The sequence below is a fragment of the Collinsella aerofaciens genome (assembly GCF_040910185.1).
Taxonomy (GTDB): domain Bacteria; phylum Actinomycetota; class Coriobacteriia; order Coriobacteriales; family Coriobacteriaceae; genus Collinsella; species Collinsella aerofaciens_BF.
In genome coordinates, this window is sequence record NZ_JBDGBA010000012.1 from 13576 (window position 1) to 32818 (window position 19243).

At 61.0% G+C, this 19243-nt stretch carries 15 protein-coding genes; 3 read left to right on the top strand and 12 right to left on the bottom strand.

The annotated features are described in order from the left end of the window. From AB5Z54_RS06125 to AB5Z54_RS06155, 7 genes are all read right to left on the bottom strand, one after another. Positions 1 to 678 carry a copper homeostasis protein CutC gene (locus tag AB5Z54_RS06125; RefSeq protein ID WP_368160783.1) on the bottom strand — a complete coding sequence of 226 codons (678 nt, stop codon included), beginning with the start codon at positions 676 to 678 and terminating at the stop codon, positions 1 to 3. 175 nt (positions 679 to 853) lie between these two features. Further along, on the bottom strand, positions 854 to 1567 hold the full coding sequence (locus tag AB5Z54_RS06130; protein WP_006234438.1) for an ABC transporter ATP-binding protein: 714 nt from the start codon (positions 1565 to 1567) through the stop codon (positions 854 to 856). After that, positions 1568 to 2428, bottom strand: a complete 861-nt coding sequence (locus AB5Z54_RS06135; RefSeq protein WP_055287178.1) for an ABC transporter ATP-binding protein — start codon at positions 2426 to 2428, stop codon at positions 1568 to 1570. After that, a complete protein-coding gene (locus tag AB5Z54_RS06140) occupies positions 2418 to 3497 on the bottom strand; it encodes a branched-chain amino acid ABC transporter permease (protein ID WP_117758808.1) in 1080 nt (359 codons plus the stop codon). The genes AB5Z54_RS06135 and AB5Z54_RS06140 overlap by 11 nt, the downstream gene beginning before the upstream one ends. Before the next feature lie 9 nt (positions 3498 to 3506). Continuing rightward, complete coding sequence (locus AB5Z54_RS06145; protein WP_117582912.1) at positions 3507 to 4388, bottom strand: branched-chain amino acid ABC transporter permease; 882 nt, start codon at positions 4386 to 4388, stop codon at positions 3507 to 3509. A gap of 139 nt (positions 4389 to 4527) precedes the next feature. Then, on the bottom strand, positions 4528 to 5715 hold the full coding sequence (locus AB5Z54_RS06150) for an ABC transporter substrate-binding protein (RefSeq protein ID WP_368160785.1): 1188 nt from the start codon (positions 5713 to 5715) through the stop codon (positions 4528 to 4530). Positions 5716 to 5985: 270 nt separating this feature from the next. After that, positions 5986 to 7152, bottom strand: coding sequence for an ABC transporter substrate-binding protein (locus tag AB5Z54_RS06155; RefSeq protein ID WP_195568611.1), 1167 nt, complete (start codon positions 7150 to 7152; stop codon positions 5986 to 5988). A 250-nt stretch (positions 7153 to 7402) separates the two neighbouring features. Between AB5Z54_RS06155 and AB5Z54_RS06160 the strand changes: the two genes are divergently transcribed. After that, positions 7403 to 8746: a homoserine dehydrogenase gene (locus AB5Z54_RS06160; RefSeq protein WP_368160786.1), complete on the top strand. Its 1344-nt coding sequence runs from the start codon at positions 7403 to 7405 to the stop codon at positions 8744 to 8746. Positions 8747 to 9081: 335 nt separating this feature from the next. On the opposite strand, the gene AB5Z54_RS06165 is transcribed toward AB5Z54_RS06160, so the two are convergent. Next, positions 9082 to 10644: a cation:proton antiporter domain-containing protein gene (locus AB5Z54_RS06165; RefSeq protein WP_368160788.1), complete on the bottom strand. Its 1563-nt coding sequence runs from the start codon at positions 10642 to 10644 to the stop codon at positions 9082 to 9084. A 184-nt stretch (positions 10645 to 10828) separates the two neighbouring features. Between AB5Z54_RS06165 and AB5Z54_RS06170 the strand changes: the two genes are divergently transcribed. Both AB5Z54_RS06170 and AB5Z54_RS06175 read left to right on the top strand, forming a co-directional pair. After that, positions 10829 to 14575: a phosphoribosylformylglycinamidine synthase gene (locus tag AB5Z54_RS06170; RefSeq protein WP_368160790.1), complete on the top strand. Its 3747-nt coding sequence runs from the start codon at positions 10829 to 10831 to the stop codon at positions 14573 to 14575. Positions 14576 to 14674: 99 nt separating this feature from the next. Further along, positions 14675 to 15610 carry a DMT family transporter gene (locus AB5Z54_RS06175; RefSeq protein WP_368160792.1) on the top strand — a complete coding sequence of 312 codons (936 nt, stop codon included), beginning with the start codon at positions 14675 to 14677 and terminating at the stop codon, positions 15608 to 15610. A 98-nt stretch (positions 15611 to 15708) separates the two neighbouring features. On the opposite strand, the gene AB5Z54_RS06180 is transcribed toward AB5Z54_RS06175, so the two are convergent. The 4 genes from AB5Z54_RS06180 to AB5Z54_RS06195 form a co-directional block, all read right to left on the bottom strand. Then, a complete protein-coding gene (locus tag AB5Z54_RS06180; RefSeq protein WP_368160794.1) occupies positions 15709 to 16851 on the bottom strand; it encodes a GGDEF domain-containing protein in 1143 nt (380 codons plus the stop codon). 190 nt (positions 16852 to 17041) lie between these two features. Then, positions 17042 to 18064, bottom strand: a complete 1023-nt coding sequence (locus AB5Z54_RS06185) for a 2-keto-3-deoxygluconate permease (protein ID WP_368160796.1) — start codon at positions 18062 to 18064, stop codon at positions 17042 to 17044. A gap of 150 nt (positions 18065 to 18214) precedes the next feature. Then, positions 18215 to 18538, bottom strand: a complete 324-nt coding sequence (locus AB5Z54_RS06190; protein ID WP_368160798.1) for an AzlD domain-containing protein — start codon at positions 18536 to 18538, stop codon at positions 18215 to 18217. After that, positions 18528 to 19220, bottom strand: coding sequence for an AzlC family ABC transporter permease (locus AB5Z54_RS06195; protein ID WP_368160799.1), 693 nt, complete (start codon positions 19218 to 19220; stop codon positions 18528 to 18530). Before AB5Z54_RS06195 ends, AB5Z54_RS06190 begins: the two co-directional genes overlap by 11 nt. Between the last annotated feature and the right edge of the window lie 23 nt (positions 19221 to 19243).

Sequence of the window (19243 nt, forward strand, 5' to 3'; positions counted from 1 at the left end):
TTATACCTCCAGCGGCACGATCTTGGTGCCATGGAGCTCGGAGACGCCTAGCGCCGCCGCGACCGCGTCGCGATTTGCCGTAGTGATGCCGCCGCCGGGAAGGATGGTCAAACGATCGCCCGCATACTCGATTAAACGAGTCAGGTAATCGAAATTATCCTCGATCGACGTACCGGCAGCGCCGCCATGCGTGAGGATGCGCGTAACGCCGCAGTCGGCAAGTGTATCAATCGCATCGAGCTGAGCCTCGGGCGAGAGCTGGTCGAAGGCCATGTGGAAGGTAATATCGATGGGATCACGCTTACATTCCTCGGTCGCGCAGCCCGCAGCCATCACGAGGGCGCCAAGCGTAAGCTCGTCGAGCGCCCATCCGCCAGCGCAGGGTTTGCAGCAGCCAAAGACCAAGCCGTCAACGCCCGCACTCACGGCAAGGCCCAAGTCCATCTCCATCATGCGCAGCTCATCCTGGTTGTAGTGAAAGTCGCCGCCACGCGGACGGATCATGCACATCACCCGTGCATCGTGTTCGTGGGCATAGTTGGTTGTAGCGCTGATAACGCCGGCCGAAGGCGTGGTGCCACCGACGGCGAGGTTGTCACACAGCTCAATGCGCCTCGCACCGGCCTCGATGGCCGCTGGCACTCGCTCAAAGTTCTCGGCACAAAACTCGTACAGCATAGATGGACCCCCAAAGACAACAGACGTTTTCCGACGGGCATTGTCACACATCCCCATGAAGTTGCGGTGGAATAGGGACTGTTTTGGCCTCTGAGACTCCCATTTAGTCCCTATTCCACCGCAACTTAAAAGGGGGCGCTGACCGGGTTGGTCAGCGCCCCCTTTGTTGAATGGATTAACCACCCAGGTAGGCTTTGCGGACGTTGTCGTCGTGCAGGAGCTCTTGGCCGGTGCCGGTCATGGTGATCTTGCCGGTCTCGAGCACGTAGCCGCGTGTGGCGATGGAAAGAGCCATCTGTGCGTTTTGCTCGACCAGAAGCACCGTGGTGCCGGCCTTGTGCAGGTCCTCGACAATCTGGAAGATCTGCTCAATCAGAATCGGCGCCAGACCCATGGAAGGCTCGTCGAGCATAAGCAGTTTGGGGTTACTCATAAGGGCGCGCCCCATAACGAGCATCTGCTGCTCGCCGCCCGAAAGGGTGCCGGCGACCTGGCGACGACGTTCCTTCAGGCGCGGGAACTGCTCGTAGACGCGCTCCAGGCCCGGAGCCACCGTGGACTTGGGCTGCGTATAGGCACCCATCTCCAGGTTTTCCTCGACCGTCATCTGCAAAAAGGCGCGACGACCCTCGGGAACCTGAGCCAGGCCCTTACCAACCAGCTTATCAGCGGGCGTATGGGTAATATCCTCGCCCATAAACTTGATGGAGCCGGTCTTGGAGCGCAGCAGGCCCGAGACGGTCTTGAGCGTTGTAGACTTGCCGGCACCGTTGGCGCCGATCAGGGCCACGATCTCGCCCTCGTTAACGTTAAAGGAGATATCCTTGATGGCGTGGATGGCGCCGTACCAGACGTTGATGTTGTAGACGGAAAGCATCGGCTCTGCCATTTAGTTCTCCCCCTTATCCTGCTTACCCAGATACGCCTCGATAACGGCGTCGTTGTTCTGGATTTCCTCTGCCGTGCCCTTGGCGATGACCTTACCAAAGTTGAGCACGCAGATACCCTCGCAAATATTCATGACGAGCGACATGTCGTGCTCGATAAGCATGATGGCAATGCCGAAGGTGTCGCGAATCTTAACGATGTTCTCCATGAGCTCCGCGGTCTCGGACGGGTTCATGCCGGCGGCAGGCTCGTCGAGCAACAGCAGTTTGGGGTTGGTGGCAAGCGCGCGGACGATCTCCAGACGACGCTGGGCGCCGTAAGGCAGCGAGCCGGCCTGCTCGTTTGCCAGATGCTCCATATCAAAGATGGACAGCAGCTCCATGGCGCGCTCGTGAGCAGCCTTCTCGTGCTTCCAATACGTCGGCAGGCGCAGCACGCCCTCAAAGCCGGAGTAACGCTCCTGGTTATGCAGGCCGACCTTAACGTTATCCTCCACCGTCATGGTATTAAACAGGCGAATGTTCTGGAAGGTACGGGCAATACCCATGCGGTTGACCTGGTAGACCGACTTGCCCGAGGTGTCCTCACCGTCGAGCAGGATGGTGCCGTGCGTGGGCTGATACACCTTGGTGAGCAGGTTGAAGACCGTGGTCTTACCGGCGCCGTTGGGGCCGATCAGACCGGCAATCTCGGTCTTGCCGATAGTCAGGCTAAAGTCGTCGACTGCCTTAAGGCCACCGAACTCAATGCCCAGGTGGATGCACTCGAGTGCCGGGCGCTCGCCTAGGTCACGGTCGGGAACGATGGCGCCAGAAGGATACGGGACCATCTTGCCCTTGTTGAACTCAAATTTACTGGGCATCGGCTGCCACCTCCTTCTTGGAAGCAAAGCGGTCCTTGACGCGACCGAAGAACGCCTTGAGCTGCGGATTGTTGGTAAAGATCATGACCAGGATCAGCACGATGGCGTAGATGAGCATGCGGTAGTCCGAGAACTGACGAAGCAGCTCGGGAAGCACCGTGAGCAGCGCCGCCGCGATGACGGAGCCGCGCATATTGCCCAGACCGCCCAGGACCACGAACACCAGGATGAGAATGGACGTGTTGAAGTCGAACTTGGTGGCGGAGAGCTGCGAGAAGTTACCGCCGAAGAGGGCTCCGGCAGCACCGGCGAGGGCAGCGGAAACCACGAAGGCGATCATGCGGTACTCGGTGACGGAGATGCCTACGGACTCGGCTGCAATCTTGTTATCGCGCACGGCCATAATGGCACGGCCGGTACGGCTGCGAACCAGGTTGAGTACGATCACGAGTGCGACCATGACCAGGATGGCACCGGCGAGGAAGGTCGAGTACGTCGACACGCCCGAGGCGCCCTGGGCGCCCTTGATGATGGCGGTGCCGTCCTCGAGCAGGTGCAGGTCATCGATCGTGGAGTTACCCGTGATGTTAAAGATTACATGCAGGCCGCGGGAATCGACGCCCACAATGAGGCAGGTGACGATCTCCTTGATAATCTCGCCAAAGGCCAGCGTCACGATAGCCAGGTAATCGCCGCTCAGACGAAGGACCGGGATGCCAATCAAGAAGCCCAGGATGGCGGCAGCGATGGCGCCGACCACGATACTGATGATAAGGCGCACCGGATCGGAGGGAACGGCGCTCTCCAGCGCGACGGCGGTGACGATTCCCGTATAGGCGCCGACACTCATAAAGCCCGCGTGGCCCAGCGACAAGTCGCCCGCGATACCGACGACGAGGTTAAGGGAGATGGCCATGACGATATAGGCCGTGATGGGAACCAGCTGACCGGCGATCATGCGCGGAATCATGTGGTTAGACTGCATAAAGAACACGATGGCGAAGGCCACGATGCACATGGCGTACGTGACAAAGTCGTGACGCGTCTGCTTGTCTTTAAGAAACTTCATACCGCTCACCTACACCTTCTCGGGGACGTACTTGCCCAAGAGGCCGGCAGGCTTGACGAGCAGGACGATGATCAAAACACCAAAGACGATGGAGTTGGCAAGGCTCGTGGAAATGTAGGCCTGCGCCATCGCCTCGATGATGCCGATGAGAATGCCACCGACAAAGGCACCGGGGATGGAACCGATACCGCCGAAGACGGCGGCGTCGAAAGCCTTGATGCCAGGCATGGCGCCCGTCGTGGGCTGCAGCACCGGCGAGTAGGAGCACAGCAGCACGCCGGCGATGGCGGCAAGGGCAGAGCCGATGGCGAACGTCATCGAGATGGTGCGGTTGACGTTGATTCCCATGAGCTGAGCGGCGGCCTTGTCCTCGGACACGGCGCGCATGGCTTTGCCCATCTTGGTCTTACCTGTAAAGAACATCAGGCCGGCCATGATAACCAGGCAGGCGACGATGGTGACGAGCGAGACGGCGCTTACGTTGAACTTGGCCAAGAACTCCGGCACCTGGAAGGTAACGAGCGAAGTAAAGTTCTTGGGCGTGGCGCCCCACAGAAGCTGTGCGGCATTCTGCAGGAAGTAGGACACACCGATAGCCGTAATCAGAACGGCCAGCGGACCCGCCTGGCGCAGCGGCTTGTATGCCAGACCCTCGATGAGAACACCGAGAACGGTACAAACCACACAAGAGAGAATTACAGATGCCCAGCCCGGGAGGCCGAGATACGACGTGGCACAGAACGAGACATAGGCACCGACCATGATGACGTCGCCGTGAGCGAAGTTCAGCATCTTGGCGATACCGTAGACCATGGTGTAGCCCAACGCGATGATGGCGTAGACGCTGCCCATGGACAGGCCGTTGACCAGGTATTGGATAAAGACCGTCATGTTCCACATCCCCCTTTCGAATAGGTTTCCATTTAATGTATGAAACAGGGACGTTACACTGTCCCTAGATACCAAGCAAGCAGGGAAGGCCAAAACCTCCCCTGCTTGGGATCAAAACCGCTCTATGTAAGGCGGCCAATTAGGCCTGTACGTACTTGCCGTCGGTGATGACGTACGCCGTGGGCTCCTTCTGGACCTGGCCCTTATCGTTCCAGGTGAGCTTGCCGGTCAGACCGTCAACGGTAATCTTGAGCATAGCTTTGGACAGCTTCTCGGCGACCTCGGTCGGGTCGGCGTCGACACCAAGACCGGCCTCCTTGACGGCCTCGGCCACCGCGTGCACGCCGTCGTAGGCGTCGGCGGCAAACTGGTCGGGGGTATCGCCGTACTTATCCTTGTAAGCGTTGACGAAGTCGGCGTTCTTCTCGTCGTCGGCGGAGAACGGGGTCATGAGCAGCAGACCCTCGGCAAGAGAGGTATCGAAGCCCTCAACGCCCAGGATACCGTCCATGCCGTCGCAGCCCATCATCTTGACGTCGTAGCCCATGTCCTTGGCGTTCTTGAGCAGGACGGACGCCGGCGTGTAGTAGATCGGCGCAAAGATCATGGTGGCGCCGGCCTGCTTGGCCTTGGTCAGCTGGTTGGTAAAGCTCGTGGCGGAGTCGTCCTTAAAGGTCTCCTCGTCAACAATCTCGAGCTTGGACTCAGCGGCCTGGACCTTAAAGGAATCTGCGATGCCCGAAGAATAGGCGTCGCCGGAGTTATAGAACAGCACGAACTTCTCGTCCGCATACTTCTGCGCCAGGAACTTGGCAGCGTTGACACCCTGGTTGGGGTCGGTGAAGCAAACCTGGAAGACGCAATCCTTGCCGTCGGTGACGTCCTCGGAGGACGCGGACGGGGTGATCATGAACGTCTTGGGGTCGTTACCGCACTCGGCGGCAACGGCAACCGACGCACCCGTGGTGGTCGGGCCGACGAGGGCCTGCATGCCCCAGTCGAGCAGGGTGTTGAAGGCGTTGACGGCCTTCTCGCCATCGGCCTGGTCATCCTCGGCCTTGCTGGCAAGCGGCAACTCCTTGGTCGAGAAATCCTTGCAGCCAAGCTCGACACCCTGGGTAACGGACTTGCCGTAGGACGCGTTGGCGCCGGTCAGCGGGCCGATGGTGCCGATCTTAAACGAAGCGTCGCCCGAAGCGGAACCGCTATCGCCGCCGTTGGAGGAGCAGCCAGCTAGAATGGACATCGCCCCCAGACCTGCTGCGCTCGCGATAACGCTCCTGCGATTCATAACAGGGTTCAATGACTTACCGGTGAGGCTCGACATGCGGCTCTCCTCTCAAATCTCGTCGGGTTTCGGTTACCCGACAGGCCATCCTTCGCCGTGTTCGGCGTTCGCAAAATACTAGACGCTTTAGTTAAGGAAAGTGGCGATTATTTCAACTTTTCTTTGGATTTGTTCATTTATCCATAATTCTGCGTATTTCTATTACTTTATACAGTAATGCCACTTTATTGTGTGAAAGTAATGTTTCCGTTCTGTTACAGGCGTCCTTGCCCTGAATAAAACGGCCCGCCGGTCTCGATGTATATGCACTTAGGCGGCAATGTACTTACCGTCCTGAATCACATAGGCCGTAGCAGGCTTTTCGACCTGACCTTCGTCATTCCACGTCAGCTCGCCTGTCAGGCCCTCGATCTTGATCTTGCGCATGGCCTTGGCAAGGTCGCCGGCAATGTCGGCACCGTCGGCCGAAATGTCAATCCCCGCCCTATCGATAGCCTCGGCGATGGCGTGGACGCAATCGTAAGCGTCGGCGGCAAACTGGTTGGGCGTCTCGTCGTAGGCATCCTTATAGGCCTTGACGAAGTCGGCATTCTTCTCATCGTCAGCCGAAAACGGGGTCATGAGCAGTACGCCCTCGGCAAGAGAGGTATCGAAGCCCTCCACAGAGAGCAGGCCGTCCATGCCGTCGGTACCCATGAGCGTCATGTCGTAGCCCATGTCCTTGGCGTTCTTGAGCAAAACGGACGCCGGCGTGTAATAGATCGGCGCAAAGATGAGCGTGGCGCCGGCCTCCTTGGCCTTGGTGAGCTGGTTGGTAAAGCTCGTGGAAGAGTCGTCCTTAAAGGTCTCGGTATCGACGATGTCGAGCTTGGACGCCTTGGCCTGCTCGGCAAAAGCGTCGGCAACGCCCGAGCTATACGTATCGCCGGAGTTGTAGAACAGGGCGATCTTGGCATCCGCGTACTTCTCGGCCAAGAACTTCGCGGCGCTGGCGCCCATGGTGGGATCGGTGAAGCAAACCTGGAAAACCGTGGTCTTATCCTTGGTAACGTCGAGCGACGAGGCCGAAGGCGTGACCATGAGCATATCGTCGGCGATCTCGCCCGAGACAGCGACGGCGGCACCGGTGGTGACGGGGCCGACGAGCGCCTGCATGCCCCAGTCGCACAAGGTATTGAAGGCGTTGATGGCCTTCTCGCCGTCAGCGACGTCGTCCTCAGACTTAAGCGAGAGTTTGAGGTCCTTGGTCGAAAAATCCTTGGCGGCGAGCTTGGCACCCTTCTCGGCCGAAACGCCATAGGTTGCCGCGGCGCCGGTCAGAGGGCCGATGACACCGATCTTGAAGGTCTTGCCGTCATCGGCGGAGCCGCCGTCCGAGCCACCCGACGAGCAACCAGCGAGTGCCGCGGTGCTACCGAACGCCGCGGCGCCAGCCAAGAAACTCCTGCGGTTAAGTACGTTGTTGATGCTAAACATGGTGTCCCCCTTTTCGCTGGCCGCGGTGCGGCCGTCTTGCGGTACAGGGCAAACCTTATGGTGCAAACGTTGACAGTTTGTTACGGAAGTTCGTTTGTAGCGAGCGTGTTTCCAATGTTTCCGCAGCGTTTCGGGGGTGGCGTTTTATGCTGCTCCCGCTGCCAGGCAAGCACGCGCCCGCACTTCACGCTAGAATGCACTCAACCTTTAAGCGGTTAATCCATCCATAAGATGCACGAAGGAGCTATCTATGAGCGAACCCCTGCGCACCGTGAACGTCGGCCTCATCGGTCTGGGAACCGTCGGCGGCGGCGTGGCCCGTCTGATCAAGAGCCACCACGATGAGTACCTGGCAGCCTACGGCATCGACCTTAAGCTGACCCGCGCCTGCGCGCTTGCCTGGGAGCAGGCCGAAGCCGCCGGTATTGAGCGCGAGGCCTTTACGAGCGACTGGCACGATGTCGCAACCGACCCCGCCGTCGACATCGTCGTCGAGCTGATCGGCGGCGAGCATCCCGCAACCGAGATCTTCACCACTGCCTTTGAGCACGGCAAGCACGTCGTCTCTGCCAACAAGGCCCTGCTGGGCCGTCACGTCGAGACGCTTGCCGAGAAGGCGCGCGCGTGCGGCGTGCAGATTAAGTGCGAGGCCAGCTGCGGCGGCGGCATCCCCATCGTGAGCACGCTTGAGCACGACCTGGTAGGCAACAAGATCCTGACCATCGCCGGCATCCTCAACGGCACCACCAACTTCATCCTGTCGCGCATGGACGCCGAGGGCGCCGATTACGCCGACGTACTTGCCGACGCACAGGCTAAGGGCTATGCCGAGGCCGACCCGTCCGCCGACGTCGACGGCTTCGACGCCGCCAGCAAGACGGCGATCCTCGCCTCCATCGGCTTTGGTACCCGCGTGACCACCGACGACGTATACCAGCAGGGCATCCGCACCATCGGTGCCGAGGATATCGCCCAGGCCCGCGAGCTCGGCTACACCATCAAGCTGCTGGGCATCGCCCGCAACACCGACGCCGGCGTCGACGTTCGCGTGCATCCCACGCTCATCCCGGCAGACCATATGCTCGCCAAGGTCAACGGCGCCATGAACGCCGTCTACGTGGTAGGCGACGCCGTGGGCGAGACCATGTTCTACGGTGCCGGCGCAGGCTCCTTCCCCACCGCGAGTGCCGTCGTGGGCGATATCCTGTCGCTCTCCGAGCAGATCAGCCGCGGCGTGGCCCCACTGCCCGAGATTGAGCCCTATGGTCACAACCTCGCCTTTAAGCCCATGGACGAGCTCCAGACTAAGTACTATGTGCGCCTGAAGGTCGCCGACCGCGTGGGCGCCCTGTCCGAGACGGTCGATATCTTTGCCAAGCACAACATCTCGATCTCGCTCATCAACCAGGTCGAGGACGGCAAGTCGGGCGCTAGCGATACCTGCTCGGTCATCTTCCTGACGCACCGCGCGCTCGAGAAGGACGTCCAGGCTGCCGCCGCCGAGCTTGCCAGCGTCGACTGCGTGGCCGAGGTCGCCAACGTCCTGCGCATCGAGGACGTCGAGGCCTGGACCGAAGGCGTCATGGCCAACTAGTCCACTACTTCGAACCTCAACGAAGCTCAACGTAAAAGGCGCGCTGCTTGCATCAACCGCAGGCAGCGCGCCTTCTTCTGTTTGAAGTGGAAGCCGTGTCCCAGAATTCCGGTCCAGACCGGGATGCAGCTTCCCTCAGGGCCATGTTTCGGAAAGTGTGCCCCGTTTTGAACGCAGATTCTGGGACGCGCTTTCCGCAACGGGTCTCTCGCGGAAAGCGCGTCCCACTCTGGACGCCCATTCCGGGACACCGTTTCCCAACGGCCCCTGTTTCGGAAACCACATCCCGTTTCGAGCCTTCAAAGCGGGACGCGGCTTCCCCGAGAAAGTATCGACTACTTACCGTCGTCGTCTTCGGCTTCTTCGCGCGCATAGAGCTCCAGCATGCGGCGGCGGTATTCGCGCACAGCGAGCTTGGCGCGCTCCAGGCGGCGGCGCTCACGCGGAGTCAGCTCGGACGGGTCGACCTCGTCTCCATAGGTCTTATCGGCAAGCAGGTGCGCCGCGTCCACGATGCGGGCATCGATGTGGCCGCTCGCTGCCTCGGCGGAAAGACGCTCGGCAATCGTATCGAGCGTAGGCAGGCCCTCGAATACGCGACCATGGCCATGCGAGGTCAGCAGCTCGTGCTCGCGCGCGAGCAAGCTCGCTAGGTCGTGGTGGGCGCGCAAGATGTCGAGCGCATCGGATGGATGCTCGGCAACCTCTGCCACGGCGGCGACCGGTGCGGCATCCACCACGCGGTAGAAGAGCTGCGCGAGCAATGGCATCAAGAACACCGTGATGGCACCGGCGGCAACCATGACCGACGCAATATCTTGCGACAGCGCGCCCGCGTTGACGGCAACGCTCGTAACGGCAACGATGATCGGCAGCGCCGTGGTGCAGTACAGGGCCACGGTAATGCGACCATACGCCGACACATCGCGCGTCGCAGGACAAATGCTCATGGAAATAAGAATAGGCACGGCACGAATAATCAACAACGCCACGATAAAGCCCACGAGCAGACCCGGGCGCGACGCCACGGCCGTCAGATCGATCTTTGCGCCCGATACGGTAAAGAACACCGGAATCAAAAAACCGTAGGCCAGACCGTCGAGCTTGGTCTCGAGCGTATGGTTGCCCTCGGGGATGATATAGCGCAGGACAAAGCCGGCGGCAAAAGAACCCAACACGATGTCGAGATCAAAGACGGCCGAGAACGCCACGAGCGTGACCAGGATGAGCACCGTCAGGCGCACGAAGGTCTGCGACGTGGTATCGGCGCGCTCCTCGACAAACGCAAAGAAGCGGCTGCCGACGCGCTTGGAGCGGCTTGGGACCACGGCAAGCAACACGCAGACCACCGCAAACAGGCCAAGAATCACGAGCGTTTGGATGCCGGTACGGGCAGACAGCAGCACCGACATGGCAAGCACGGGGCCGAGCTCGCCCCAGGTGCCATACGCGAGAATCGAGTCGCCCACGCGCGTTCCGACAAGTGAACGCTCACGCATGATGGGCACGAGCGTGCCGAGCGCCGTAGAAGTGAGGGCAAGCGTCACGGCGATACCGTCGAAATGACTGACCGAGAACCACGGGGTAAAGCGCACGGCAAGCCAGGCGATACCAAACGTGACGACCCACGTCGCCAAGCCGTAGCGCCCCTCGACGCCCGTGATGCTCTTGGGGTCGATCTCAAAGCCGGCAAGCAGGAACAAAAAGGCCAGACCGAGCTCGGACACAAGCGAGACCTCGGCATCTACATGGATGACGCCGAGCATATGGGGTCCCAGCACCGCGCCGAGCACGAGCAAAAAGACCGTCTCGGGAACGGGTTTTCCAGGAATCGCCGAGGCGATAAAAGGACTCGCAAAGGCCACGAGTGCGATGATGGCGAGCGAAACGAATGCCATGTGATGCCTTTCTCTTGATTGCGCATCACTGTAGCACCCTCGCCGTCCTCAACGCGCCACGAGCTGTCGTATCATAGTGAGGTTTACAAACATGTGGCTCAAGGCGACCGCAGGGCAGACCCCGCAAACCGACCGCTGCCGCATACCGTACCGTACGCCCAACCGATCAGGAAGGCAGGAACCAATGGTCTCTCGTATCTACGTGGAGAAGAAACCCGGGTTCGACGTCGAGGCTCAGCAGCTCAAGGGCGAGCTGACCGAGATTCTCGGCATCAAGGGCATCGAGGCCCTGAGGATCATCAACCGCTACGACGTCGAGGGCATCGACGAGGAGCTTTTCCGCTCCTGCGTGCCGACCGTCTTTAGCGAGCCCCAGGTCGATGTGACCTACGACGAGCTCCCCGCAAGCGATGGCGCCGTCTTTGCCGTCGAATTCCTGCCTGGCCAGTTTGACCAGCGCGCCGACTCCGCCAGCGAGTGCGTGCAGCTCATCAGCCAGGGCGAGCGCCCCGCCGTGCGCTCCGCCAAGGTCTATATGATCTCGGGCGCTCTGGACGAGGCCGCCATCGATGCCATCAAGCACTACGTGGTGAACCCCGTCGAGGCGCGCATCGCCTCGCTCGACCTGCCCGAGACGCTGTACATGGAGACCCCCGAGCCCCAGCCCGTCGAGGTGCTCGACGGTTTCCGCGAGCTCGACGAGGCCGGCCTTGCCGCCTTTATTTCCGAGCGCGGCCTTGCCATGGACGAGGCGGACATCGCCTTCTGCCAGCAGTACTTCCGCGATGAGGATCGCGACCCCACCATCACCGAGATCCGTGTGATCGACACCTACTGGTCCGACCACTGCCGCCACACCACCTTCGGCACCGTCCTGGACGACGTGACGATCGACGACGCCGTGGTGCAGCAGGCCTTCGACCGCTACATGGAGATGCGCCACGAACTCGGCCGCGACGCCAAGCCCGTCTGCCTCATGGACATGGGCACCATCGGCGCTAAGTACCTTAAGAAGACCGGCGTCATGACCGATGTCGACGAGTCCGAGGAGATCAACGCCTGCACCGTCAAGGTGAAGGTCGATGTCGACGGCGAGGACCAGGACTGGCTGTTCCTGTTTAAGAACGAGACCCACAACCACCCGACCGAGATCGAGCCCTTCGGCGGTGCCGCCACCTGCGTGGGCGGCGCCATCCGCGACCCGCTCTCGGGCCGCAGCTATGTGTACCAGGCCATGCGCGTCACCGGCGCCGGCGACCCCACCGTCCCGGTTTCCGAGACGCTCGAGGGCAAGCTGCCGCAGCGCAAGCTCGTGACCACTGCCGCCGCCGGCTACTCCAGCTACGGCAACCAGATCGGCCTTGCCACCGGCCAGGTCAACGAGCTCTATCACCCCGGCTACGTGGCCAAGCGCATGGAGGTCGGCGCCGTCGTGGGCGCTACCCCGGCAAACCACGTTCGTCGCGAGTGCCCCGCCCCCACCGACAAGATCATCCTACTGGGCGGCCGCACCGGCCGCGATGGCATCGGTGGCGCCACCGGCTCCTCCAAGACCCAGAACACCGAGTCCATCGAGACCTCGGGTGCCGAGGTCCAGAAGGGCAACGCCCCTGTCGAGCGCAAGCTGCAGCGTCTGTTCCGCCGCGGCGACGCCTGCCGTCTGATCAAGCGCTGCAACGACTTTGGCGCCGGCGGCGTCTCGGTCGCCGTGGGCGAGCTTGCCGACGGCCTGTATGTCGACCTTGATACCGTGACCAAGAAGTACGACGGCCTGGACGGCACCGAGCTCGCTATCTCTGAGTCCCAGGAGCGCATGGCCTGTGCCGTCGCCGACGGTGACGTCGAGGAGTTCATGGGCTACGCCGCTGAGGAGAACCTCGAGGCGACCGTTATCGCCGAGGTTACCGCCGAGCCGCGCATGCGCATGGCCTGGAACGGCGTCGCCATCGTCGACCTGTCCCGCGAGTTCCTCAACTCCAACGGCGCACCCAAGCACCAGGTCGCCCACGTGTGCGCCCGTAGCGTGTGGCAGCCCAGCTGGGCCGGCACCACGCTCGCCGAGCGCATGACCTCGCTTGTCACCGACCTCAACGTCGCTTCTAACAAGGGCCTTTCCGAGCGCTTCGACTCCACCATCGGCGCCGCGACCGTGCTCATGCCCTTTGGCGGCAAGACGCAGCTCACCCCAAGCTCGGCCATGGTCGCCAAGTTCCCCGTGGACGGCGAGACCACCACGGCGAGCGCTATGGCATGGGGCTTCAACCCCTACCTGATGGAAGCCGACCAGTTTGCGGGCGCCTACCTGTCCGTGGTCGAGTCCATCGCCAAGCTCGTTGCCGCCGGCTTTGAGCACAAGCGCGCCTACCTCTCCTTCCAGGAATACTTCGAGCGCCTGCGCACCGAGGCAGAGCGCTGGGGCAAGCCCGCGGCAGCCGTCTTGGGCGCCCTTATGGCCCAAGTCGACCTGGGTGCCGGCGCCATCGGTGGCAAGGATTCCATGAGCGGCTCGTTTGAGGACGAGGCCGGCGAGCTCAACGTCCCGCCGACCCTGATCAGCTTCGCCGTCGCCGTGGGCAAGGCCGCCCGCGCCGTCTCGCCCGAGTTCAAGGGCCTCACGCACCGCGTCGTCCGCATCGCCCCCGCCACCTATGGCGAGGACTACCGTCCCGACGCCCAGCAGCTGCTCGCCGCGTTTGACGCTGTCGAGGTGCTCACTGCTACCGGCAACGCCCTGGCCATCTCCACGCCCGGCTACGGCTGCGGCGCCGAGAGCCTCTTTAAGATGTGCGTCGGTAACCAGATCGGTATCGAGCTTGCCGAGGATGTAGACGTGGAGAGCCTCTTCACCCCGCTCTACGGCAGCTTTATCGTCGAGCTCGCCGAGGATGCCGAGCTGCCCGAGGTCGCCGACGGCGTTGTCGTCGAGCCCCTGGGCACCACCGTCGAGGGCTATGTCATCGACACCGGCTCCGAAGTCATCGAGCTCGCCGAGCTCCAGGAGGCCTGGGAGAGCGGCATCGAGAGTGTCTTTGCCTACCGCAGCGCCGACGAGACCCCCGAGGTCGAGACCATCGACTTCCGCGCCAAGAACATCCACGTGTACGCCGGCGCCAAGATCGCCCGCCCGCGCGTGGTTATCCCCGTGTTCCCCGGCAACAACTGCGAGTACGACAGCGCCCGTGCCTTCCGTGCCGCCGGTGCTGAGGCCGACACCTTCGTGATCAACAACCTCACGCCCGAGGCCGTCGCCGAGAGCACCCACGAGCTTGCCCGCCGCATCCGTGCAAGCCAGATCGTTATGATCCCCGGCGGCTTCTCGGGCGGCGACGAGCCCGACGGCTCTGCCAAGTTCATCACGGCGTTCTTCCGCGCTCCCGAGGTCACCGAGGCAGTCCGCGACCTGCTCAAGGCCCGCGATGGCCTAATGCTGGGCATCTGCAACGGCTTCCAGGCCCTGATCAAGCTCGGCCTGGTGCCCTACGGCGACATCGTCGACGCCACGCCCGATGCGCCCACGTTGACGTTCAACACCATCGGTCGCCACCAGAGCCGTCTGGTGCGCACCCGCATCTCGTCCAACTTGTCCCCGTGGCTGTCGCAGTGCAGCCTGGACGACCCCTACACCGTCGCCATCAGCCACGGCGAGGGCCGCTTTGTCGCCAATGACGAAGTGCTCGCCCAGCTGATCGCCAGCGGCCAGGTCGCCACGCAGTACGTGGGCGAGGACGGCAAGCCCAGCATGGATCTCTCCGTCAACCCCAACGGCTCCGCACTCGCCATCGAGGGCATCACGAGCCCCGACGGCCGCGTCCTGGGCAAGATGGGCCATGCCGAGCGTCGCGGCGACAACCTGTACCGCAACGTGCCCGAGCATGTCCCCGGCGATAAGTTCATGCCGATCTTTGAGAGCGGCGTGGCCTACTTCGCTTAAACCTTTCCCATCGGTTACAATCCCTTCGGGTAACAACACCCGCCACCGACACATCCGGTGGCGGGTTCTTTTTTGCTTCGCGCATGTAGGAAGGACATCATGGAAAGCCGCAAGCCGTATCTCGCCACCCTGCCCGGACTCATCCTGGGCTGTCTTGTTTGCTGTGCACTCTGGGGATCGGCCTTTCCCTGCATCAAGATCGGCTACGCACTCTTTGGTATCCCAGCGCACGACAGCGCTTCGCAGCTGCTCTTTGCAGGTTTACGCTTTACGCTTGCCGGCGCCCTGGTTATCGTTGGGATGAGCGCGGCCCAACGCCGTCCCCTCATACCGCAAGCGCGCGACATCAAACCCATCTTTGTCTTGTCGCTCTTCCAGACTATCGGGCAGTACTTCTTTTTCTATCTGGGCCTCTCACGCGCCAGCGCCATGTCGAGCTCCATCATCGAGGCCAGCGCCAACTTCCTCGCAATCCTCTTTGCCGCCCTGGCATTTCACACCGAGAAGCTCAGTACGGCCAAGGTGCTTGGCTGTGCGCTGGGCTTTGCCGGCGTCGCGCTCGTCAACCTTTCGGGCGCAGATGGCACCTTTGGCTTCAGGCTCGATGGCGAGGGCTTTATCCTAGCCTCCACTGTCGCGGGTGCTCTTTCGACCTGCCTGATCGGTATCTTCTCGCGCGAGCACGACGGCGTCTTGCTTGCCGGGTGGCAGTTCTTGGTCGGCGGCCTGGTCCTCACCGCCATCGGCTTTTTGATGGGTGGCGCGCTCTCCCCCACAGCGATTGTCCCCGCCATCGCGCTCATCATCTACATGGCGCTTATCTCCGCGGTCGCCTACTCGCTGTGGTCGCGCCTGCTTGCCGTCAACCCCGTCAGCCGCGTCTCGGTCTTTGGCTTTATGAACCCGGTCTTTGGCGTGCTGCTGAGCGCGCTGCTGCTCGGCGAGGGCGCTGGCACGAGCCCCGTTACCGTCATAGTTGCCCTGCTGTTGGTCTGCGGCGGCATCATCATTGTCAACAAACCCAAAAAAGCCTAGCGAGCTCACTTTTTAGGAAGGGCATTCGCATACTTTAGCTTAATGGAATACATCGATGAGCTGAGGGCCGCCACGCACGCAAGCGTGCGACCCTTTTCCTAGCGTATCTGGATGCCGGCTTTCTTTTTCTCGGCCTTGACGCGGTAGAGCTCCGCATCGGCAGCGCGAAGTAAGTCTTGCCAGGTATCAACACTATCGCCGACCCGCGCGTAACCGATGGACATCCGCAATGCATACGGTACCTCGGCACGAGCGAGCTCGTCGTCAATCGCCGAACACAGGTCTATGATGTCCTGTTCCGCCGCTGCCTTTTGGAGCACCACAAACTCATCGCCACCATAACGTGCGATAAAGCCACCAGACGCCGAGCAGACTTCTTTGAGCGCAGCGGATATGACCTGAAGAGCATGGTCGCCCTCCACATGTCCATAGCGATCGTTAATCTGCTTAAAGCCATCAGCGTCCATCATAAGCAGATAAACATCTTCGGCCTGATCCACATTTGAAAAGAGCGACAGCATATAGGTCTCAAAACGATTGCGGTTGTTGAGTCCAGTCAACGGGTCAGTAGAGATCAGTTGCTCCTGATAGACGATGTAGAGCAGCAGGATGCTCAGCGTTATACCGACGCAAAGGCCCGGTACCGAAAACAAAACTTGGAAGGTACCGCCCACCAGAGCGGGAACCGCAAAAAAGGCGAGGGCGCGATAAATGGCCTTCTTTTGCAGGCTTTCGACTTTTCGAGCCTGAATAAAGGCATGCAAGGACGTATATATGACGTAGCAGTAGCTCACGATGGGCTGAATCATATAAGCAAAGCCGCGACGATATACGCCCTGTGCATCGATATAGAACATAGCGTGCGTCCAGTAGCTGGTAAATGCCAGCACGACCACCAATGCTGTTGGCAACGTTAAAAGTACCACCCTGTAGGGCGTGGTCAGGAGCCGTGAGCCCTGCATCGTCTCGGAATAGAAAAACCAAATGAGGCACGCGATGGCGAACAGCGAAAACGAGACCGCGTTGGAAATCCAGTTGGCCGTGATGCCTACAGGAGTGCTCACGCCGTCCGAGAGCGTCCAGATCATATCGAAGAAAATGTAGGCAGCAGACGTGTAGCCCAGCATGCTAAACAAAAGCTGCTGGGTGCTCGAGAACAGGGAGCGACGGCTTCGTACGGCAAGCCCGATAAGAATAATCATGCACAGCAGGAATATCTCGATCTTGAGTGCCTTAATCACTAGACGCCCTCCCTTCAATATCCAAGTGGCCAGAATCGCCCGAGTCGCGCCCAGGCGCCAAACACCCCTTTCTCCGCAGGGGTAAAGGGAATCATAGCAGAGCGCCCGAACGTCACTGCAGAACAGCCACCGTTCGGGCGCCCATACGGCGCGAATTGCACACGCCGGCTTGATTGACTCGCGTCGACGATTACTCGCCGTCGATGTCGGTCGCGACGGCCTCCTCAATAGCCTCGACGCCTTCGACCGACAGATCCTCTTCGCCGTGGCAGAACTTCTTATCGACCCAGCCGGTCAGAATCGGGGCCATGATTGCCGTGATGATGACGGCGGTGGCGATCTGCGCATACGCGGTGGGCGCAAGCTCGGCATAGCGTGGCGCGACCTCGGCAAGAGCAACCGGCGTGGTCATAGCCGTGCCGGCGATGGTGGAGCAGGCAACGGCGGCCTTGCCGTTGCCGCCGCACAAGCGCTCGAAGGCAAAGGTGATGGGGCCAACGATAAAGAGGGTGATGAGGCCCAGCAGGATGCCCGAGATACCGCCGGTGATAAAGCTCGACAGGCTCATGGACGCACCGAGCTGAAATCCGATGACAGCGATCGCGGGATTGGCGCCGGGGACCAGCAGGTTCTTGATAAACGGGAACAAGTTGCCCAGGACCATGCCGATAACAAGCGGCAGGATGGATCCGATGATGGTGCCGACGGGGATATTGGCGAGACCCGAGACACCGAGGATGATCATCGTGACGGCGGGGCCGGCCGTAAAGAACAGGATACCGACAGCGCCCTGCTCGGACTCATCGCCGAACTCGCCCATGATGCCCGTATAGAGCGCCATGTTGCAAAACGTAATGCCGCCGATGATGGAAACCGAGCTCAGGCCTAAAAAGTTATCGTTAAAGAAGTACGCGACGCCCAGACCCAGCGCGGCTGCCACTACAAGCTTAGGAATCAGCACGACGATGCCGGTCTTGATGGCGCCCGGCGTGGACTTAAAGCTGATGCCGGCGCCCACAAACAGCAGGATCGCGGCGACGATGGTATTGGACCCACCGCGGCAGGCAGCCGTAAAGAAGCCGCCGATCTCAAAAACCTGCGGGCAGAAGGTGTTGAGCAAAAGACCGACGATCATGGGATAGATCATGATGTCGCCCGGGATGCGCGGGACCTTGAATTTCTTTTGCTCGTTGGCGGTTGCTTCCTGTGCCATGAAACCCCCATTTCCGCTGACGGGGTACAAAAGCCCACGTCACGCTTTGCTACAGTAAAGTTTGACCATGGTACCAGAAGAAATAGACCAGCTCGGTGAAAAATTCTACAAGTTGGGATGGAACGAGATTCGGCGCCCGCGACGCCAGCCCTATATAAGGCTCAAGACGATATAGAGCACGATGCCCGAGACGCAGCACCACAGCATCGATTTTGTCTTGACCGCCACGGCCACGACGCCGGCGGCCGCAATCCAGGGAACCAAGGCAGGCCAGAATCCCGCGTCGAACGCGCCGGGGTTCACCAAGTCGTTGGCGACCAGCGCGGCAAAGGCAGCGGGCGGGATATAGCCCAGGGCCTCGGTAATGCGGGGCGACAGGGTCCGCCCGCGCAAGGCGAACGCCGGCGCGATGCGAAAGAACGCGATAGCAGCCCACGACGACAGCCACAAAACCAAGAACTCGTTAACGGGCATCGCGGGCACCTCTTCCGTCAAATACAGCATCGCACGCCAGCGCAATGGCAATACCGACCACGACGCTTGCCGGCACGGCAATATTCGTGAGGCCCAAGGACTTGCATACGGCGACGGACACCGCGCCCGAAACCGCTGCGACAACGTTGCCGCGCGACAGTCGCTGCGAAAAGAGCAGGCAGATAAAAAGCGATGTGCAGACAAAGCCCGCAATAGCGGTGGGGACATCGACAACAGTGCCGACAACGGCGCCCATCGTGCACGAAACGCCCCATGTCGCGATGAGGATCGCGTTGAGCACAAAAGACTCGAGCGGACCCCAATCCTCCCCTTCAACCAACTTGGCAAGCGAGATGCCATATGCTTCCTCGGTGAGCGTCGCGGCGACGGCCAGCGTCTGACGCTTCGAGGCACCCCTCAGATGCGGGGCAAGCGATGCCGAATATAGTGCAAAACGCGAGGAGATGGCGGCGACGCTCGCGATAATCGAAGGTGCCGGTACGCCCGCCAGCCAAAGATTGCAGATCATAAACTGGCCGCTGCCCGTCACAAACGTGCTGCTCAGGGCAAAGACCATCCAGGGCTCCATTCCCGTCTGCCCCATGATCATTCCGCACGGCGCGCCTATTGCAACATAGGTAAGCATCACTGGCCAGACGGTTCTAACGATTTTGAGCACCATACGCTTCTCATCCTGACAAGGTC

What these genes read in the sequence shown, in the direction of transcription:
- AB5Z54_RS06195 (WP_368160799.1), bottom strand. Translation starts at nt 19,220, where the DNA reads ATGGTGCTCAAAATCGTTAGAACCGTCTGGCCAGTGATGCTTACCTAT.
- AB5Z54_RS06160 (WP_368160786.1), top strand. Translation starts at nt 7,403, where the DNA reads ATGAGCGAACCCCTGCGCACCGTGAACGTCGGCCTCATCGGTCTGGGA.
- AB5Z54_RS06130 (WP_006234438.1), bottom strand. Translation starts at nt 1,567, where the DNA reads ATGGCAGAGCCGATGCTTTCCGTCTACAACATCAACGTCTGGTACGGC.
- AB5Z54_RS06155 (WP_195568611.1), bottom strand. Translation starts at nt 7,152, where the DNA reads ATGTTTAGCATCAACAACGTACTTAACCGCAGGAGTTTCTTGGCTGGC.
- AB5Z54_RS06185 (WP_368160796.1), bottom strand. Translation starts at nt 18,064, where the DNA reads ATGGCACAGGAAGCAACCGCCAACGAGCAAAAGAAATTCAAGGTCCCG.
- AB5Z54_RS06170 (WP_368160790.1), top strand. Translation starts at nt 10,829, where the DNA reads ATGGTCTCTCGTATCTACGTGGAGAAGAAACCCGGGTTCGACGTCGAG.
- AB5Z54_RS06165 (WP_368160788.1), bottom strand. Translation starts at nt 10,644, where the DNA reads ATGGCATTCGTTTCGCTCGCCATCATCGCACTCGTGGCCTTTGCGAGT.
- AB5Z54_RS06135 (WP_055287178.1), bottom strand. Translation starts at nt 2,428, where the DNA reads ATGCCCAGTAAATTTGAGTTCAACAAGGGCAAGATGGTCCCGTATCCT.
- AB5Z54_RS06140 (WP_117758808.1), bottom strand. Translation starts at nt 3,497, where the DNA reads ATGAAGTTTCTTAAAGACAAGCAGACGCGTCACGACTTTGTCACGTAC.
- AB5Z54_RS06150 (WP_368160785.1), bottom strand. Translation starts at nt 5,715, where the DNA reads ATGTCGAGCCTCACCGGTAAGTCATTGAACCCTGTTATGAATCGCAGG.
- AB5Z54_RS06190 (WP_368160798.1), bottom strand. Translation starts at nt 18,538, where the DNA reads ATGCCCGTTAACGAGTTCTTGGTTTTGTGGCTGTCGTCGTGGGCTGCT.
- AB5Z54_RS06175 (WP_368160792.1), top strand. Translation starts at nt 14,675, where the DNA reads ATGGAAAGCCGCAAGCCGTATCTCGCCACCCTGCCCGGACTCATCCTG.
- AB5Z54_RS06145 (WP_117582912.1), bottom strand. Translation starts at nt 4,388, where the DNA reads ATGACGGTCTTTATCCAATACCTGGTCAACGGCCTGTCCATGGGCAGC.
- AB5Z54_RS06125 (WP_368160783.1), bottom strand. Translation starts at nt 678, where the DNA reads ATGCTGTACGAGTTTTGTGCCGAGAACTTTGAGCGAGTGCCAGCGGCC.